Below are 17162 nucleotides of genomic sequence, written 5' to 3'. Positions count from 1 at the left end.
CGTCTCGCCGTTCTTGGACTGTGACCAAATTGTGACCAAAATTCTCTAAACAGGCATAAAATCCCCAAACTGGCAAACTCACCAAAGACCTTCCAAGCCCTCGATTTTTAAAGCAAAACGGGAAAACCAGCCTTCAATCAAGGAGTTGCGATTTTTGGTCCTTTAGCCCTGTTAACCACCGGGTCGGGGGTTCGAATCCCTCCCTGGGAGCCAAGAAAATCAAGGGGTTACGGATAGCCGTAACCCCTTTTGTTTTGAATAGAATATCGTACCGCCCTCACGCCGGGGCCTCTTCTGTTTTGATGCCCCTCATGGAAAACCGGAGCGCAAGCGGGGCCAGAAGCGTCGTAAGCGCCACCATGAAGACTATCACGGCATACGTGTTCTCGTCGAAAACGCCGCCCCTTTTGCCCACCTCCGCGAATATGAGGCCCACCTCGCCCCTCGGCACCATCGCGAGCCCTGTTGAGAACTTTTCGCTCCAGGTCCCTTTTACCCAGATGCCGCTGACGAGCTTTCCTATTATGGCAAGAAGGGTCAGCGCGCCGGCGAAGCTCCAGAACGCCGTTGAAGCGAAATCTATTTCCTTGAAGTTTATGGAGACGCCCACCATCACGAAAAATATCGGCACGAAGAGGTCTATGATGGGCTTCATGCTCTCCTCTACGTCCTTTGCCACCGTCTTGCTATAGTGCTCTATTTCGGCTCCGAGCGGCAGGAAGAACCTTCTGGCCAGCGCTATGCCTGCGGCGAATGAGCCCAGCATCTCGGGCGCGCCTATCTCATGCGATATGATCGCAAGCCCGAGAATCATGGAGATGATGACCGTCGGTATCAGCCCCTTTGTCCTGCTTATCTTCGAGAACTTTGCGATAACCGGCACAAGGAGCTTCGCAAGCACCGGAGCGACGAGCAGGAATACGATTATAAAGAGGACTATTTTCGACGTGTCCATCACGCTAATCTGCCCCTTCACTACGAGGTCGTAAAGGAGCGCGAGAAGCACCACGCCGACGATATCGTCTATAACCGCGGCCCCAATGACGACCCGGGCGGTCCTGGTGTTCTGTTTTCCGAGGTCTCCGATCACCCTCACGGTAATGCCGATGCTGGTGGCCACAAGGCAGCCGCTTATGAAGAGCGCCGGGATGAGCTCGATTCCGAAAACATAATGCGAAACCCAGAACCCGAGGAGCGCGGGCGCAAGTATGCCTGTCAGGGCAACAGATATTGCCTGCCCGCCGACCTTGAGCACCTGTCTCACATCGGTTTCAAGGCCGACCTCGAAAAGGAGAAGCAATATCCCGATCTCCGCCAGGAGATAAAACGTCTCCTCGGGCGCGATGATGCCCAATAGGCTCGGCCCAATGAGTATGCCTGCTATGACCTCGCCAATGACGGACGGGAGCTTGAGATACGCGAAGACCTCGGCAAAGACCTTGGCGCAAAGGAAGAGCAAAAGCAGCTTTAGAAAAAATTCCGAGGCTTCCATTAAAATCTCCGTTTCTGGTTAAAGGACACGGGCCCGTTCAGGCCCCCTCTGCGCGAGCCGCCCCCTTGGAATGAGCTGGCTGCCGTTATTTTACCGGAACGAATTTTCTTGGGAATTCCCGGAACGCCCCCCTTAAAGTCCGTATTCCGGGCCGGATTAGCTTACGGCTCTTTAACTGCCGGGCTGGTTGACTGGGTGTTATCTGTATCTCGCATGGAATTTTATAATACCTTTTTGAGCAGGGCAACAAAAACAGGACTTATTTCGCCCGAAATCGTATTTGGCGAATATCAGAATAAACTCTCTCCCCGGTTCTCTCCCGCTACCCGAGTCATTTTTTCGAGAGTTCATTAAGGGTGCTCCTCAATTCATTTCTGCTCACAGATTGATTCGAGATGAATGAGTTCGAGGCGGTGGCCAGGGCATTTAATTATTCGGAAAAGTATGGGGCTGGTTACTTGAAATATATTCTATGACGAAGCTTTGGATGAATGGGAATGTGCTCTGGGAGGACGTCGGAGAAGAGAGAAGGTAGTATGATGCATTTAAAAGAACCAAAAGGGTTTCGTTATTTACTCTTTTTCATACTTCTCGATCTCTTCATCGCTCAGTCCGAAATAATGACCTATCTCGTGGAGAATGGTAAGGCGTATTTCTTCGACAAGCTCCTCTTCCGTAAAGCAGATTGACTCTATGTTGCTTTTGTAAAGCACAATCCTTTCGGGAAGCTGGCCGGATGCGCCGCCATACCACTCCTGCTCAAAACGGGATACGCCGTGAAAGAGCCCTAATAGCTCTTCGCGCGGGACCCCGGCGATTGCGGCGTCCTCTTCGGAAGGGTAATCCTCCACGACCATCACGACATTTTCCATCCGCCTCCTGAACTCGACGGGAAGGCCGTCCAGCACGTGAGCGGCAATCGTCCTGAAGTCCGATTCTTTTACCCTGTAAGCCATAACAGTTAATTTATTATTCTTAGATGCGGAATTCAAATGGAAATGGAAGGTACATTCCGGGAGAAACGGCGGAGAAGATTAGGAACGGAGTGGAAAATGAAATGGTGGGCGGTGCCCACCCTACCCCGGCTGCCGATAATTTCAACCCAACATTTTTAAAGAACTGTCGCTACCTGACGCAAAATTCACAAAAATCTGGCGGAGGGTGAGGGACTCGAACCCCCAAGGGCGTTAGCCCGCCGGTTTTCAAGACCGGTGACTTACCATTAGCCTAACCCTCCGGATATGTTGGCGAGGTGGTGCTGGAAAGGTTTTGAAGCTGGTTTTACTTTTATTTATCATTTCTGAGTAGTTTGAGATTCTTCGCTACGCTCAGAATGACAGAAAACTTTCTTATAAATTAACTCTTTTTGACTATCTTTTCAAGGCCCCCCATGTAGGCCCTGAGGGCCTCGGGCACGATGACGCTTCCGTCCTCCTGCTGGTAGTTTTCAAGTATCGCGACGAGGGTCCGGCCCACCGCAAGGCCGCTCCCGTTAAGCGTGTGCACGAACCTGGGCTTCCCGCCCTTTGGCCTGAAGCGTATGTTCGCCCTCCTAGCCTGGAAGTCCTCGAAATTCGAGCAGCTCGAAATCTCCCTGTATTTGCCCTGTCCGGGAAGCCACACCTCAAGGTCGTAGGTCTTGGCCGACGCAAAACCCATGTCGCCGGTGCAGAGCGTGACCACCCTGTAGGCGAGGCCGAGCCTCTTAAGCACCTCTTCGGCATTCCCGGTAAGGCGCTCAAGCTGGTCATACGAAGAATCCGGGTGCGAGAACTTCACAAGTTCTACCTTTTCGAACTGGTGCTGGCGTATGAGCCCCTTTACGTCTTTCCCGTAGGAGCCTGCTTCGCTCCTGAAGCAGGGGGTGTAGGCGGCGTAGCTTATGGGAAGCCGCTCTTCCTCGATTATCTCGTCATAGTATATGTTCGTTACCGGGACCTCGGCAGTGGGGATGAGGAAGTGGTCCGAGCCCTCCACCTTGAAGAGGTCTTCCCTGAACTTGGGAAGCTGGCCCGTGCCGAGTAAGGCCGCGCTTTTGACCATGAAGGGCGGAAGCACCTCCGTATATCCGTGCTCCCTCGTATGGAGGTCTAGCATGAAATTGATGAGCGCCCTCTCAAGGAGCGCGCCCGCGCCCACGAGGAGCGAGAACCGCGCCCCGGATATCTTCCCGGCCCGCTCGAAATCGAGTATGCCGAGGGCCTCTCCGATTTCAGTATGCTCAACAGGGGAGAATTTGAAATCCGGCTGCTCGCCCCACGACCTTATGACCGGGTTATCGGTCGAGTCCTTTCCAACGGGCACGGAAGAGTGCGGCACGTTCGGGACTTCCAGAAGGAATTTATTAAGCTCCTCATCGACCCCTGTTGCCTCTGTCTCAAGGGCCTTGAGCTTCGCGCCTTCCTCCTGCATTTCGGCCACAAGATGGGATGCGTCCTTCTTCTCCCTCTTGAGCCTCCCGACCTCCTCGGAGACGGCGTTCCTCCTGGCCCGCAGGGCCTCTGCCTCTGTAAGGAGCTTCCTCCTACGAGAATCGAGCTCCCTGAAGCCTGAAAGGTCTACGGCGCCCCCTCTTGTCTTGAGCCTCTTTTCGACCTCTTCGAGGTTATCCCTCAGAAACTTTACATCGAGCACTTTTCGTTTCCTCTGCGTCTAACCGTTTATTTTGGCTGTGCCCGTGAAATCTTCCGATTCCCGGACGCGGCGATTATAAGCTAATCCCCTTCCTTTTTCCACCTTTTGAAGAGGCTGTTCTCGATTCCGAGGACGTCCAGCACCTTTCCGGCGACGAAATCGACCATCTCTTCGATGCCGGCGGGCTTGTGATAGAAGGCGGGCATGGCAGGAAGGATAATCGCCCCGGCTTCCGAGAGCCTGAGCATATTCTGGAGATGGATGGTGCTCAAGGGCGTCTCCCTGGGGACGAGCACAAGTGGCCGCCTCTCTTTAAGCATGCAGTCCGCCGCCCGCTCGATGATATTTCCGGAGATGCCGGCGGCTATCCTTGCGAGAGTGCCCATTGAGCACGGGCAGACGATCATGGCCTTTACAAGGGATGAGCCACTTGCGGCAGAGGCGGCTAGGTCTTTATGGGGGACGAGCCTCAAGCGCCCCTTGAAGGGCCGCCCGTACCCTTTGAGGAAATCGCGTATCCGCTCCGGCGCATCCGCCTCAGAGCACTCTATCCCCAGCTCCTCCTTGAGGATAATAAAACCCGAAGGGGAGATGACGAGTTCCACGTCATCTCCCCTTGAAAGAAGCTCGCCCGCTATCTTAAGCCCGTACGCGGCGCCGCTTGCCCCTGTAAGGGCCAACAGATATCCAGCCAATCTTCCACTTCCCTTCGTGCCGCCGGGGCTCCTATTTTCGCGGCTTCACAATAACGTAAATCGTATTCCCGCCCCTCTCGACGAGGAAAAGGACTATGTCGTTCTTCTCCGCCTCATTAAGCGCCCTGCTGTAATCTGCCATGCTCCTTATGGGCTTCCTGTCTATTTCCTTAATGAGGTCTCCCCTCTTCAAGCCCGCCTCGGCTGCTGCGCTGTCGGGCTTGACCGAGTTTATAATGACACCGTCCGTCTCCTTTTTGCCGAGGCGCTTGGCTATCTCGGGGGTTATGGGCTGCGCGGATATCCCGAGCCTCTTATCAGGAGAGCCGTTATCCTGGTTTGCCGCAGGCTCGGTGATCTCCTCGTCCACCTTGATCCCCACCTTTATGAAGAAGACCCGCTCCTTGCCGTCCCGGAGGACCTTCACTTCCGCGTTCTTGCCGGGGGGAGTGGTGGCGACCACCCTCGGCAGGTCGCTAAGTTCATTCACCTGCCTGCCGTCAAAGGATATGATGATATCCCCGGCCTTTAAGCCCGCCTGGTCCGCCGGCTCGTTGGCGTTTACCGACGAGATTAGCACTCCCCTCGCCTCCTTGACCCCGAACGATTTGGCGAGCTCCGGGGTAAGCTCCTGAATGCTTACACCTATCCAGCCTCGGGTCACCTTGCCTGTTTCCTTCAGCTGCAGGAGCACTTCCTTTACCATGTTAATGGGTGTAGCGAAGCCGATGCCCTGGCCGCCTGCCACTATCGCGGTATTTACGCCCACGACCTCGCCCTTCATGTTGAAAAGCGGGCCGCCGGAGTTGCCGGGGTTGATGGATGCGTCGGTCTGGAGGAAATTATCGTACGGGCCCGCACCGATTACCCTCCCCTTCTGGCTTACTATGCCTGCTGTCACCGTACCGCCGAGGCCGAAGGGGTTTCCGATTGCGAGCACCCACTCACCTATCTGAAGCCTGTCCGAGTCGCCCATGACCGCAATGGGGAGGCTCTCCTCCGGCTTTATCTTTATGAGGGCTATATCGAGCTTCTGGTCCTGCCCCACCACCGTCGCCTTGTATTCCTTCTTGTCCTCGGAGAGCGTGACGATTATCTCGGTCGCGTTCTCTATGACGTGGAAGTTGGTGAGTATGTAGCCTTCTGCGTTGAGTACGAAGCCCGAGCCCAGGCTCTGGCGCTTCATCTCCCCTCCGGGCGGCTCTTCAAAGAACCTCCTGAAGTCGTCGCCGAAAAATTCCTCGAAGGGGCCCCTGAACTCGGGAAACGGCATTGTGGGCCTCTCCTGCATAACCTGGGTGGTGGATATGTTCACGACCACGGGAGAGAGCTTTCTTGCGAGCTCCACGAAGTTGTTTGGCACGGCCCCGGTCACCTGCGGGCTCGAATCCGCGTCCTGCCAGAAGTTCTGGGCCGTGGTGGTGTTCGTCATATCGAAACGGGCCGTGATCATCACGCCCGCGACTACCGAGATAATCGCCACAAGCACGATGGTCTTGAGCCCGAAGCCTTTTCTTTTTTGGTTCATTGTGCTCCTGTCGAAAATATTGGGGGTTTTTCTATTCGGCCCGCCAGGATAAGCTGCAAAGCCCGGGGCTTATGACGTCAGTTTCACGTACCAGAGGCGAAGCTCATGGAGGACCTCGTCAATGAGCTTCGCTTCTTCCTCGGTGAGATTTCCGTTCGTCTTTTCCTTCAAGAGCGCGATAAGCTCGATCGTCTGCTTCGCTATTTCCGGCTCTTTCTCTGTCTTTTTTGTCACAGGGTTTTCGACAAGGCCGAGGTTCATGAGGGCAGAGGTCGAGAGCGAGAGTATGAAGGCGGAGAAATCCAGGGCCGGGAGCGGACCGGACTTTTTCCCGCCGCCCTCAGGACCTTCTTTCTTATGTTCTTCGTTTTTTTCGTTCCGTTCCATTTTAGCAGCGCCTTTTTACTGCACTTTTATCCTGATGTTCCCGGGTCCGGTCTCTTTCGGCTTGGGGACGGTTATCTTCAGTATACCGTCCTGGAAGTTCGCCTTGATATCCTTGCTGTCTACCGCGTAAGGAAGACTGAAGGCCCTCTGGAAACTGCCGTAAAACCTTTCCATCCTGAAGTAGTTCTCCTCCTTCAGGTTCTTTTCGAACTTCCTTTCCCCCTTGAGTGAAAGCGTATTTTCACTCACCTCGACGCTCACGCTTTCGGACTCCACCCCGGGGAGCTCAGCCTTGAGCACCAGGAAATCCTCGGTCTCGTATATGTCCACAGGGGGATACCAGTGGTTACCCCCGGAAGTCTTGTATTTGAGGAGCGTTTCGTCGAATATGCGGCTCATCCTCTCCTGGAGAAAGAGGAGGTCCTTGAAGGGGTCTTTCTTTTTAAGGGCCACGGAAGCACCTCGGTTATAGCCCGGAGCTGACCGGCAAGAAAAAAACTCGTAAGTCTTAATTTATTTCATAATCAGGCATTTGTCAAGGATACAGACGGGCTGAAAACCGCTCTCAGGTGCGCCAGGCAGCCCTCCGTTCCACTGGCTCGGCTCCGGTTGCGCTGCCGTCCTTTTTAAGGACGAGCCTGTTGTCCCGGTAGTCTATTAGGACCCTGTCGCCCTCGCCGAACTCGCCTTCGAGGAACTTAAGGGCAAGCGCGTCCTGGACCTCCTTCTGGAGGAGCCTCTTAAGGGAACGGGCCCCGTAGACCGGGTCGTAGCCCTTGTCCGCAAAATACTCCCTGGCCGCCGGGGTAAGCTCAAGCTCTATGTTCTTGTCCCGGAGTATCCTCTGAAGGCCCAGTATCTGTATCTCCACAATGGACTTCATGTGCTCCCTGGTAAGGGGGTGGAATATGATGATGTCGTCAATCCTGTTCAGGAACTCGGGCTTGAAGGTCACCCGGAGCACCTCCATGACCCTCTTCCTTATCTCCTCGTACTCGGATTCCCCGAGCTCGGTTATGTACTGGCTCCCGATGTTCGAGGTCATTATTATGACCGTGTTCTTGAAGTCCACGGTCCTGCCGTGGCCGTCAGTAAGCCTGCCGTCGTCGAGTATCTGGAGGAGGAGGTTGAAGACCTCGGGGTGCGCCTTCTCTATCTCGTCGAAGAGTATGACCGAATAAGGCCTTCTCCTTACGGCCTCGGTAAGGTATCCGCCTTCCTCGTAGCCGACGTATCCCGGGGGCGCGCCTATGAGACGTGCTATGGAGTGCTTTTCCATGAACTCGCTCATGTCAATCCGTATCATGGCCCGCTCGTCATCAAAGAGGAACTCAGCCAGGGCCCTTGCCGTCTCGGTCTTGCCGACGCCCGTGGGCCCGAGGAATATGAACGAGCCGATCGGCCTCATTACGTCCTGGAGGCCCGCCCTGGCCCTCCTTACCGCGTCGGATACGGACTTCAAGGCCGCGTCCTGGCCGACGACCCTCCTTCTAAGCCCCTCCTCCATCTTGAGGAGCTTCTCCTTTTCGGCCTCCATCATCCGGGCGACCGGTATCCCCGTCCACCTGGAGACGACCTCGGCTATGTCCTCGGCGCCGACCTCCTCCTTAAGCATCTTCTGGCCGTCCTGGAGTTTCGAGAGCTCGGCCTGGTCGGCCTCGAGCTGCTTCTGGAGCTCGGAGAGCCTGCCGTATTTAAGCTCCGCCGCCTTCCCGAGCTCGCCTGTTCTCTCGGCCTGGGCTGCCTGGATCTTCACTTCCTCTACCTTCTTCCTCGTCTCGCGGATCCGGCCTATGATTTCCTTCTCTCGCTGCCAGTGTGCCTTGAGGAAAATACTCTCCTCCTTGAGCCCCGAAAGCTCCTTCTCTATCTTCTCAAGCCTTTCAAGGGAAGCCCTGTCGGTCTCCTTGGAAAGGGCCTGCTTCTCTATCTCGAGCTGGATGATCTTTCTCTGGATGGCGTCTATCTCCGTGGGCATGGAGTCTATCTCTATCCGGAGGCGCGAGGCGGCCTCGTCCACGAGGTCAATGGCCTTGTCCGGCAGGAACCTGTCAGTTATGTACCTGTTCGAGAGGACGGCGGCGGCTATTATGGCGGGGTCGGCTATCCTTACGCCGTGATGTATCTCATAGCGCTCCTTTAGCCCCCTCAAGATGGCTATGGTGTCCTCGACGCTTGGCTCCTTTACCTGCACGGGCTGGAACCGCCTCTCTAAAGCCGCGTCCTTCTCTATGTACTTCCTGTACTCGTCAAGGGTGGTCGCGCCCACGCACCGTAGCTCGCCCCTGGCAAGCGCCGGCTTCAGCATGTTGGATGCGTCCATCGCCCCCTCTGCCGCGCCCGCGCCGACGAGCGTGTGGAGCTCGTCGATAAAGAGTATTATCTCGCCCTGCGACTCGGTTATCTCGCGAAGAAGCGCCTTCAATCTATCCTCGAACTCGCCCCTGTACTTTGTCCCGGCTATAAGGGAGCCGAGGTCAAGGGCGAGTAGCCTCTTGTTCTTCAAGGTCTCTGGCACATCCCCTGCGACTATCCTCTGGGCGAGCCCTTCGACTATCGCGGTCTTCCCTACCCCGGCCTCTCCTATAAGGACCGGGTTGTTCTTGGTCCTTCTCGAGAGGACCTGGATGACGCGCCGTATCTCCTCGTCCCTGCCTATCACGGGGTCGAGCTTATTGGAGCGCGCAAGCTCGACAAGGTCCCGGGTGTATTTGGAGACGGCCTGGTACTTCTCCTCGGGCATCTGGTCGGTTACGCGCTGGGTCCCCCTTATGGAGCTGAGGGCCTTTGTTATGGAGTCCCTTGTCGCCCCGTGGGAGGCGAGTATCCGGGAAGCCTCGCCCGTCCTCTCTCCGGCTATGGCCAGAAATATATGCTCGACGGAGACGAACTCGTCCTTCATCTCCCTCGCCTCTTTCATGGCGCCGTCGAGGACGGCCTTGAGCCTCTGCGAAAGATAGACCTCGCCGCCTGCGCCGTAGACCTTAGGGAAGCGCTTCATGGCGTCCTCGAGCTGGCCCTTCAAAAGCCTCGTGTTTACGCCTATCCTCTGGAGGAGAGGAGGCACTATTCCGCCCTCCTGCGAAAGGAGCGAGAGGAGAAGGTGCTCGGGGGCCACCTCCTGCTGCTCCATAGATTCAGCAACGCGCTGCGCATCCTGCAGGGCTTCCTGCGATTTTATCGTGAACCTGTCGAGCCTCATGGCCTCCGCTCCTTTTTACCTCCCCATCGGGGAAAGGTATTCTACTCCGGGCCTCTCCGGTCAATTCCATTATAATGTAGGCACGCCCCTCTGATTTGTCAAGAAAGAGGCGGGTTTACAGGACGACCGCCTCCGGGAGGGCTATTGCCTTTTTAACCGCGATGTCTTATCATCCCATCTCATGATAGGCGAAATACTCAGCAAGACTGAATCAGAGGCCTCTCTTACGCTCGCCTCTCTCGGCTATGCCGACGGCAGCGGCGCGCTCAGGAACCTTAAGATCCTTTCAGGAAGCCCGCTCTCGGCCCGCCTGGATGCGGTCGTTAAACTATCCCTTGAGGCGCCCTCGCCTGACGCGGCCCTCAATAACCTCGAAGGCGTAGTCTCGGGCTCCGGAGAAAGCGTAAGCTCGCTCTCGGATAAGGAGATTGGGGAGCTCCTCTTCATCTGCGGCTCGTCTTCCTTCCTCTCGGGCATCCTGGCCCGGAACCCCGATTATGCCGGATGGCTCTTCAGGGAAGCCCTCGGGCTTCCTCGCGATGCGGAATCGCTCAGGATGGAAATAGAAAAGAGGACCCGCGGGCTTGAATCCGTCGAGGAGGCCTCAAGGGAGATACGCCTTTTTAAGCAGAAGGAATATCTCCGGATAGGCTCAAGGGACCTTTTAAGGGTAGCGGATTTGAAGGAGACGACAAGGGAGCTTTCCGACCTCGCTTCCGCGTGCCTCGAAGCGGCCGTGGCCTTCTCCATTAAGCTCCACAAAAGGACTTACGGCGCCCCGTTATACGAGGACGCTGAGGGCGTAAAGAAGGAGGCCGGGTTCGTTGTCATAGGCATGGGGAAGCTCGGGGGCCGGGAGCTCAACTTCTCATCTGATATAGACATACTCTACATATACTCATCCGACAAGGGCGAGACCGCCGGGGTCGAGGGCAAGCCCGGCTCCGTCATAAGCCTCCATGCCTTCTTCGTCAAGGTCTCGATGCTCGTCACCAAGCTCATATCCAATGTGACCGACGAGGGGTTCGCCTTCAGGGTTGACCTCGACCTCCGGCCCGAGGGCCGTAGCGGCGATATCGCGAATTCCCTAAGGAGCGCCGAGGTCTACTACGAGTCCTGGGGCCAGCCCTGGGAGCGCGCGGCCATGATAAAAGCAAGGCCGGTAGCGGGCTTTATCGAGCTCGGGGAGGAGTTCCTCTCCATGATAAGGCCGTTTGTCTACAGGAAGTACCTGGACTTCACGGCCATCGATGAAATCAAGACCATGAAGGAGAAGATAGACTTAAGCCTCCTTCGGCGGAACCCTGACGCGGTTGACGTGAAGCTCGGAGCGGGCGGAATACGCGAGATAGAGTTCTTCTGCCAGGCACTTCAGCTCATACACGCCGGAAAGGACCCGCTCATAAGGGAGAGGAATACGCTAAACGCGCTTCTGAAGCTCAAGGAGCATAATTACGTCCGGGGCGATGAGGCGGAGCGCCTCTCGGCCGGGTACTCGTTTCTTCGGGACCTCGAGCACAGGATCCAGATAATCGAGGGGAGGCAGAGCCAGGCCATACCGGCAAGTGAGGCCGCCCTCGAAAGGCTCGCCCGGATGATGGGTTTCCGCGGCTCGCAAAATGAAAAGGCCGCAAGCCACTTCTGGGACGAATACAGGAGAGTGACCTCGGGCGTGCACGAGGTCTTCAGGTCTCTATTCTACAGGTCCGGCGAGGCCCCGGAGGTCCCGGAGGAGGTGAAGATCCTCTTTACTGCCGACCTCCCGGAGGAAGAAGCGCAATCAAGGCTACGCGCCCTCGGTTTCTGCGACCCTGCGGCCGCTTACGCGAATCTGAAGCTTCTCCGGGACGGCCCGCCCTTTGCCCGCCTGTCTTCCAGGGCGCGCCTCATGCTGCAGAGGCTCGCCCCCATGTTCCTCCAGAGGGCAGCCGGCTCGCCCGACCCGGACAAGAGCCTCGCCCACCTTGAAAGGTTCATATCGTCCGTGGGCGCCCGGACCACTTTCTATTCGCTCCTCTACGAAAACCCCCGCGTGCTCGAGGAGCTCATGAGACTTTTCGGCACGAGCGTCTTCCTTTCGCGGGACCTTATAGAGCACCCTGAAAGCCTCGACATACTCCTCTCAAACGAGCTCTCCATACCCTACAAGAGGCGCGAGGAGATAGCGGGCGCTTTCCTCTCCGAGGCGGCGTCTGGCAAGGAGTACGAGGATGTGCTCGACGGACTCCGGAGGCTGAAGAGCCAGGAGCTTTTCAGGATAGGCCTTAACGACGTCGGCGGAGCTCTAACGCCCAGGCAGGTCTCCAGCCAGATATCGTTCATAGCCGAGGCGGCGCTCGATGCGGCGCTAAAGATAGCGGCGGGAAGCTTAAGGGAGCGCTACGGGGACCCCCCCGAGTCCGGCAGGTTCGCGGTCATCGGCATGGGGAAGCTCGGCGGCCGGGAGCTCATCTACGGCTCCGACCTGGATATCGTCTTCGTCTACTCGGGAAATTCCCAGGACAGGACCAGCGGGCCGAAGGATATATCCCTTCATGAATACTACGTTAAGCTTGGGCAGAGGATGATAAGCGCTTTGACGCTTCGCACGCGGGAGGGCTTCGTCTTCAACGTGGACGCCAGGCTCAGGCCCTCCGGGAGCGCGGGTCCCCTGGTAGTATCAGAAGAGGCGCTCTACAAATACCACTCCGGCCCGACGCTCGTATGGGAGAGGCAGGCGCTTACCAGGGCCCGCGCCGTTGCCGGGGACCTCGAATTCGGCCGCGGCATCGTCTCCGGCCTCTGGGAGGTCCTCTATTCCAAGCCTCTCACCGGGGCCGATATCGAAGAGATGCTCCGGATAAGGAAAAGGATGGAGGTTGAAATTGCCAAGGAGGACGCGGGACGGTATAATCTCAAGACCGGGGCAGGCGGCATAGTGGACGTAGAATTCCTGGTGCAGGCGCTTCAGTTGAGATACGGCTCTGAAAAAAACGCCCTCAGGACCCCTTATACTCAAAAGGCGCTCCTCAGGCTTAAACGGGGAGGATTCATCCCGGAAGACGACTTCCGTTTCCTCTCGGGCGCCTGGTCTTTCATGCGGCTCATAGAGACAAGGCAGCGGATAGTCCACGACAGGCCCGAGGGCTACCTCGTTAGGGGCTCGGAGGAGCTTACGACGCTTGCAAGAAGGACTGGCTATTCCGGCTCGGATGCCGCGGAAAGGCTCCTAAAGGATTACGCCCGCATTGCCGAAAGGGTAAGGGATTCCTATTCAAAGAGCCTTGAAGGGCTTAAGACGGCCCCTCCCCCTCGACGGGACGGGAAGGACGGTTGACGGATGAAAAGCGAACTGGGCAGTATCGGGCTTCCACGGCTCCTGCACCTCATATATCTTAAACAGGACGAGACCGCGGTCCTAGACATCATGAAAGAGCCCGTAAAGAAGCGCTTCTTCTTCAGGCGGGGCCTTCCTGTGGCGGCGAGCTCGAACGTGCTTGGAGAGGTTCTGGGAAGGCTCCTCATGCATGAGGGGATAATATCCGAGAAGGAGTACGAGGGGTCGCTCGAAGCTGTCCTCCGGGAGCGGAAGCGCCACGGCGAGGTGCTTATCTCCATGGGGCTCCTTACGAAGGAAAAGCTTGAAGAGTTCCTGCGTCTTCAGCTCAAGAGGAGGCTCCTTAAGGTATTCGACTGGGAGGAGGGCTCCTACAGGTATGTGAAGGCGCCTATCCCGGAAGGGCTTCCCGATAATCCGCTCCATCCTGCGGAACTCATACTGGAGGGCATAAGCCTCGGCTTCTACCCGGTATCGAACATAAAAAAAGAGCTCGGGTCTTACATGGACAAGCGGCTCTCCCTCCATGAGGGCGAGGGCCCGTACAAGCTTGAAGACTTCCGTTTCAACCTGCAGGAGATGCGGTTCATAGAGACGCTCTACGGGGGCGGCACGCTCGAGGAAGCGCTCGGCTCATCTGACCTCCTTCGCCACCGCGCCCTGTCCATCGCCCTCGCGCTTGTAATGACCGGGCTCCTCAAAGAGAGCGGCGGGTCAACTGACGGGACTTACGAGCTCAAGGAATCGGCCCCGGAGGCCCGAGCGCCCGAGGCGCAGGTAGATTCCCAGCTCAATGCCGAGCTCCTTTTCATGCGCGCCAAGGCCGCCCTCCAGAAAAAGGACTTCCGCTCCGCCATCAACATGCTGAAGGACATAACCACCATCTCGCCAGGCGAGGGCGAATACTGGGCCGCGCTCGGCTGGGCCATTTATAACGACGACCCCGGAAGGATTGCCGAGGCCGAGAGGCTTCTCAAGGACTCCATAGACCTCAATAACGACCTGGACGGCGCATGGCTCTACCTCGGAAAGGTCTTTCTCGCCCAGGGGCGTACCGAAGAGGCCGGAAAGGCGTTCTCAACCGCCATCTCAAAGAACCCCTGGAACACCGAGGCGCTCTCCGGGCTTAAAAGGCTAACGCTAAACAGCCGGGCGCCCCAGGGGGCCGGGCCATTCGCGGGCTTCCCGCCAGAGCCGCCCCTTTCAGGGGCAGAGGCCAGTTCACTCGAATCCCTCGTCAAGGCCGTAAGAAAGCACTCGGGCCCCGTGCTCCTTACCGGAGAGCCGGGAGCCGGGAAGACCACCGTGCTCCTTGAACTCCTTAAAAGGGTTTCACAGGACAAGGTCCTTGCCGCGCTCGTACTGAGGCCGTCGGCAAAGGAGCTCGATTTTGTTAAGGAGCTTAACTCCGAGCTGGGCTCGAATAGCGATGCCCGGACCGTAAAGGACCAGCTCCTCAATCTCGGGATGCGGGTTTCCCAGAATAAGATCCAGGGCGGGCAGAGCCTCGTTATAATAGACGGCGCGGACTCTCTTTCACCCGGCTGCCTTAAGCTCGTCCAGTATCTTACAAGGCTCAAGACCCTGCAGATTATCCTTTCTGCCGGGCCTGGCCTGGCAGAAAGGCTCAAGGACCCCGCCTTCAAGGAGCTCGACGAGAGGCTCTCTACCCGGATCATGACAGGCGGGATGACCTCCGAGGAGACCGCCCTCCTTATAGAATCGCGGGCGAAATCAGCAAAGGGCGAGGCAGCTGTCCGCGTCGCCCTCTCAGCACCTGACCCGGGCGAGATATTCGAGAAGACCGGCGGCATTCCCGGAGCCGCACTGAGAGAGGCGGCGGCCGTTTTCGAGAGGACTGTCCCCAGGGCCGCTGGACAGACCGGGACCGCGCTCCGCGAGGCCGTTCCAGTTGAACCGGGCCCCGAGGCAACCGCGGGGGTATTGCCGGAAGCTGTTGAGAGGGGGCCTCAGAAGCCTGAGCTAATAGAGCTCATGGAATACGAGCACGTCCTTGAGCCGGCGGCCCCGGAACCCTTTAATGAGGCCTCGTCTAAAGCCGCTCCTCCTGAAAAGGCAGCGGAGGTCCCGGCGCCCACCGTATCCTCCTCGCCGGGGAATAAGTCCGCTCAACTATCGGCTCCAGAGAAACCCCTTCCCAGGGAAGAGGCAACGGGCCAAAAGGAGACCACTGTAAAGAGCGTGCCCTCCAAAAAAGGCGCATCGAGCGCTATACTCTGGATAATACTCCTCCTCGTTGCCGCAATTGCCGCCGGCTATTTCATATGGACCCTCTGGTCAAAAGACGCGGTGGAAAAAGAGGAGCCGATTGCCTTACCGGCCCCGATCGAGAAAAAGTTCCCTGGGCCGCAGGGCGGGCCTGTTCAGGCCGGTTTTGAAAAAGACCTTCACGGGGATGCCACCCAGACAAGTCCCATTCATGCGGAAACCCCGGACCAGTCCCTTGACACGGCGCCTCAGGATGGTGAATAGTTGAATAGGTGCGCGTTTCGCCTTTTTTGCCGCATTTAAAATCAATCGGTTTCGCGGATATAGGGGTAATATGGCTGAAAAAGGCGTTTTCGAGGAGGTGCTTCTGGCCCTTGAGAAGGCGAACAGGCATCTCAATCTCCCCAGGTCTATATACGAAAGGCTCCGGAATCCGAAGCGTTCCCTTATCGTCTCGGTCCCTGTAGAGATGGACGACGGCTCGGTAGCGAACTTCACGGGCTACAGGGTGCAGTACGATTTCGCGAGGGGGCCCGCAAAGGGCGGGGTCCGCTACCACCCGAAGGTCAATCTTGACGAGATTACCGCGCTCGCGGCGCTCATGACCTGGAAATGCGCGCTGGTTGACATCCCCTTTGGCGGCGCAAAAGGCGGAGTTGCCTGCGACCCGACGGGCATGAGCAGGCGCGAGCTCGAAAGGCTCACGAGGAGATACACCTATGAGATCGGCCTCCTCATAGGCCCGGAATCCGACATACCCGCGCCGGACGTCTATACGGACGAGCAGGTCATGGCGTGGATGATGGACACCTATTCCATGATGAAGGGGTACTCGGTCCCCGGGGTCGTGACAGGTAAGCCCGTTAGCCTCGGCGGCTCGCTCGGAAGGAGCAAGGCTACGTCCTCCGGTCTCGTGACCACGGTCTTCGAGGCCCTTAAGCACCTGGGCATGCAGACCGAGGGCCTGACCGCGATCGTGCTCGGCTTCGGGAAGGTCGGCTTTAACGCTGCCGCCATACTCGAGGAGGCCGGCGCGAGGATAATCGGGGTAGCCGACTCAAAGGGGGCGGTCTACAACCCGCAGGGGCTCGATATAAAGGAGCTCGTCCGGCATAAACGCGCTTCCGACACGGTGCAGGGCTTCAGGGGCTCTGAGGACCTTGCTGTCGACGAGCTTATATCGTTAGAGACGGACCTCCTCGTACCCGCCGCGCTTGAAGGCCAGATAAACGCCTCTAACGCGCACCTCGTCAAAACGAAGATACTCGCCGAGGGCGCGAATACCCCCCTTACGGCAGAAGCTGACGAGCTCCTCAATTCAAAGGGAGTATTCATCATCCCCGACATCCTCGCTAACGCAGGAGGCGTGGTGGTCTCTTATTTCGAATGGGTACAGGGCCTGCAGAGGTTCTTCTGGGACGAAGCAGAGGTTGATTCGCGCCTTTCCGCCGTAATGAAAAAGGCATTCCACGAGGTGCTTTCCCTTTCAAGGGACAAGGGGATGGACATGAGGACCGCCGCCATGGTCCTGGGGGTCAAAAGGGTGGCGGACGCGGTCCAGATAAGGGGTCTATTTCCCTGACCATAGGGGCTTCAGAAGGCCTTTATTGGGCGGATCCGATGGCTGGACACCCTCTTTCCACACTTAACTACCTGATAAATTTTTGTTTTTTGAGGTA

At 57.3% G+C, this 17162-nt stretch carries 11 protein-coding genes and 1 tRNA gene; 3 read left to right on the top strand and 9 right to left on the bottom strand.

All coding sequences use genetic code 11. The features are described 5' to 3' along the window. Window positions 1-277: 277 nt before the first annotated feature. The 9 genes from K8I01_12115 to clpB all read right to left on the bottom strand — a co-directional run bounded on the left by K8I01_12115 (window position 278) and on the right by clpB (window position 9938). Window positions 278-1492, bottom strand: coding sequence for a cation:proton antiporter (locus tag K8I01_12115; GenBank protein MBZ0221162.1), 1215 nt, complete (start codon window positions 1490-1492; stop codon window positions 278-280). A 572-nt stretch (window positions 1493-2064) separates the two neighbouring features. Continuing rightward, on the bottom strand, window positions 2065-2448 hold the full coding sequence (locus K8I01_12110; protein ID MBZ0221161.1) for a metallopeptidase family protein: 384 nt from the start codon (window positions 2446-2448) through the stop codon (window positions 2065-2067). A gap of 196 nt (window positions 2449-2644) precedes the next feature. Next, window positions 2645-2729: transfer RNA gene (locus tag K8I01_12105), tRNA-Ser, on the bottom strand. Between the two features lie 119 nt (window positions 2730-2848). After that, on the bottom strand, window positions 2849-4126 hold the full coding sequence (gene serS, locus K8I01_12100) for a serine--tRNA ligase (GenBank protein MBZ0221160.1): 1278 nt from the start codon (window positions 4124-4126) through the stop codon (window positions 2849-2851). A gap of 80 nt (window positions 4127-4206) precedes the next feature. Continuing rightward, window positions 4207-4821 (bottom strand): UbiX family flavin prenyltransferase, encoded by a 615-nt coding sequence (locus K8I01_12095; GenBank protein MBZ0221159.1) that lies wholly within the window; start codon window positions 4819-4821, stop codon window positions 4207-4209. Between the two features lie 31 nt (window positions 4822-4852). After that, window positions 4853-6349: a DegQ family serine endoprotease gene (locus tag K8I01_12090; protein MBZ0221158.1), complete on the bottom strand. Its 1497-nt coding sequence runs from the start codon at window positions 6347-6349 to the stop codon at window positions 4853-4855. Between the two features lie 69 nt (window positions 6350-6418). Beyond that, window positions 6419-6736 carry a DUF1844 domain-containing protein gene (locus K8I01_12085; protein ID MBZ0221157.1) on the bottom strand — a complete coding sequence of 106 codons (318 nt, stop codon included), beginning with the start codon at window positions 6734-6736 and terminating at the stop codon, window positions 6419-6421. Between the two features lie 15 nt (window positions 6737-6751). Beyond that, the gene (locus tag K8I01_12080; protein ID MBZ0221156.1) at window positions 6752-7189 is read right to left on the bottom strand and encodes an Hsp20/alpha crystallin family protein; all 438 of its coding nucleotides are present in this window, start codon (window positions 7187-7189) and stop codon (window positions 6752-6754) included. 112 nt (window positions 7190-7301) lie between these two features. Beyond that, entirely contained in the window at window positions 7302-9938 is a 2637-nt protein-coding gene (gene clpB / locus K8I01_12075; protein ID MBZ0221155.1) for an ATP-dependent chaperone ClpB, read from the bottom strand. Window positions 9939-10119: 181 nt separating this feature from the next. Between clpB and glnE the strand changes: the two genes are divergently transcribed. The 3 genes from glnE (at window position 10120) to K8I01_12060 (ending at window position 17065) form a co-directional block, all read left to right on the top strand. Continuing rightward, window positions 10120-13254, top strand: coding sequence for a bifunctional [glutamate--ammonia ligase]-adenylyl-L-tyrosine phosphorylase/[glutamate--ammonia-ligase] adenylyltransferase (glnE, locus tag K8I01_12070; GenBank protein ID MBZ0221154.1), 3135 nt, complete (start codon window positions 10120-10122; stop codon window positions 13252-13254). A 3-nt stretch (window positions 13255-13257) separates the two neighbouring features. Then, window positions 13258-15747: an AAA family ATPase gene (locus K8I01_12065; GenBank protein MBZ0221153.1), complete on the top strand. Its 2490-nt coding sequence runs from the start codon at window positions 13258-13260 to the stop codon at window positions 15745-15747. A gap of 70 nt (window positions 15748-15817) precedes the next feature. Continuing rightward, window positions 15818-17065 (top strand): Glu/Leu/Phe/Val dehydrogenase, encoded by a 1248-nt coding sequence (locus tag K8I01_12060; protein MBZ0221152.1) that lies wholly within the window; start codon window positions 15818-15820, stop codon window positions 17063-17065. The last annotated feature ends 97 nt before the right edge of the window (window positions 17066-17162 follow it).

It is taken from the genome of Deltaproteobacteria bacterium, from assembly GCA_019912665.1.
GTDB lineage: Bacteria > Desulfobacterota > GWC2-55-46 > GWC2-55-46 > GWC2-55-46 > UBA5799.
Note: the sequence above shows the minus strand (reverse complement) of the source record. Positions and strands in the feature narration are given on the sequence as shown.

Bases quoted from the DNA above. Each gene is read 5' to 3' on its own strand.
- K8I01_12115 (MBZ0221162.1), bottom strand. From the start codon at position 1,492: ATGGAAGCCTCGGAATTTTTTCTAAAGCTGCTTTTGCTCTTCCTTTGC.
- K8I01_12110 (MBZ0221161.1), bottom strand. From the start codon at position 2,448: ATGGCTTACAGGGTAAAAGAATCGGACTTCAGGACGATTGCCGCTCAC.
- K8I01_12090 (MBZ0221158.1), bottom strand. From the start codon at position 6,349: ATGAACCAAAAAAGAAAAGGCTTCGGGCTCAAGACCATCGTGCTTGTG.
- K8I01_12085 (MBZ0221157.1), bottom strand. From the start codon at position 6,736: ATGGAACGGAACGAAAAAAACGAAGAACATAAGAAAGAAGGTCCTGAG.
- clpB (MBZ0221155.1), bottom strand. From the start codon at position 9,938: ATGAGGCTCGACAGGTTCACGATAAAATCGCAGGAAGCCCTGCAGGAT.
- glnE (MBZ0221154.1), top strand. From the start codon at position 10,120: ATGATAGGCGAAATACTCAGCAAGACTGAATCAGAGGCCTCTCTTACG.
- K8I01_12065 (MBZ0221153.1), top strand. From the start codon at position 13,258: ATGAAAAGCGAACTGGGCAGTATCGGGCTTCCACGGCTCCTGCACCTC.
- K8I01_12060 (MBZ0221152.1), top strand. From the start codon at position 15,818: ATGGCTGAAAAAGGCGTTTTCGAGGAGGTGCTTCTGGCCCTTGAGAAG.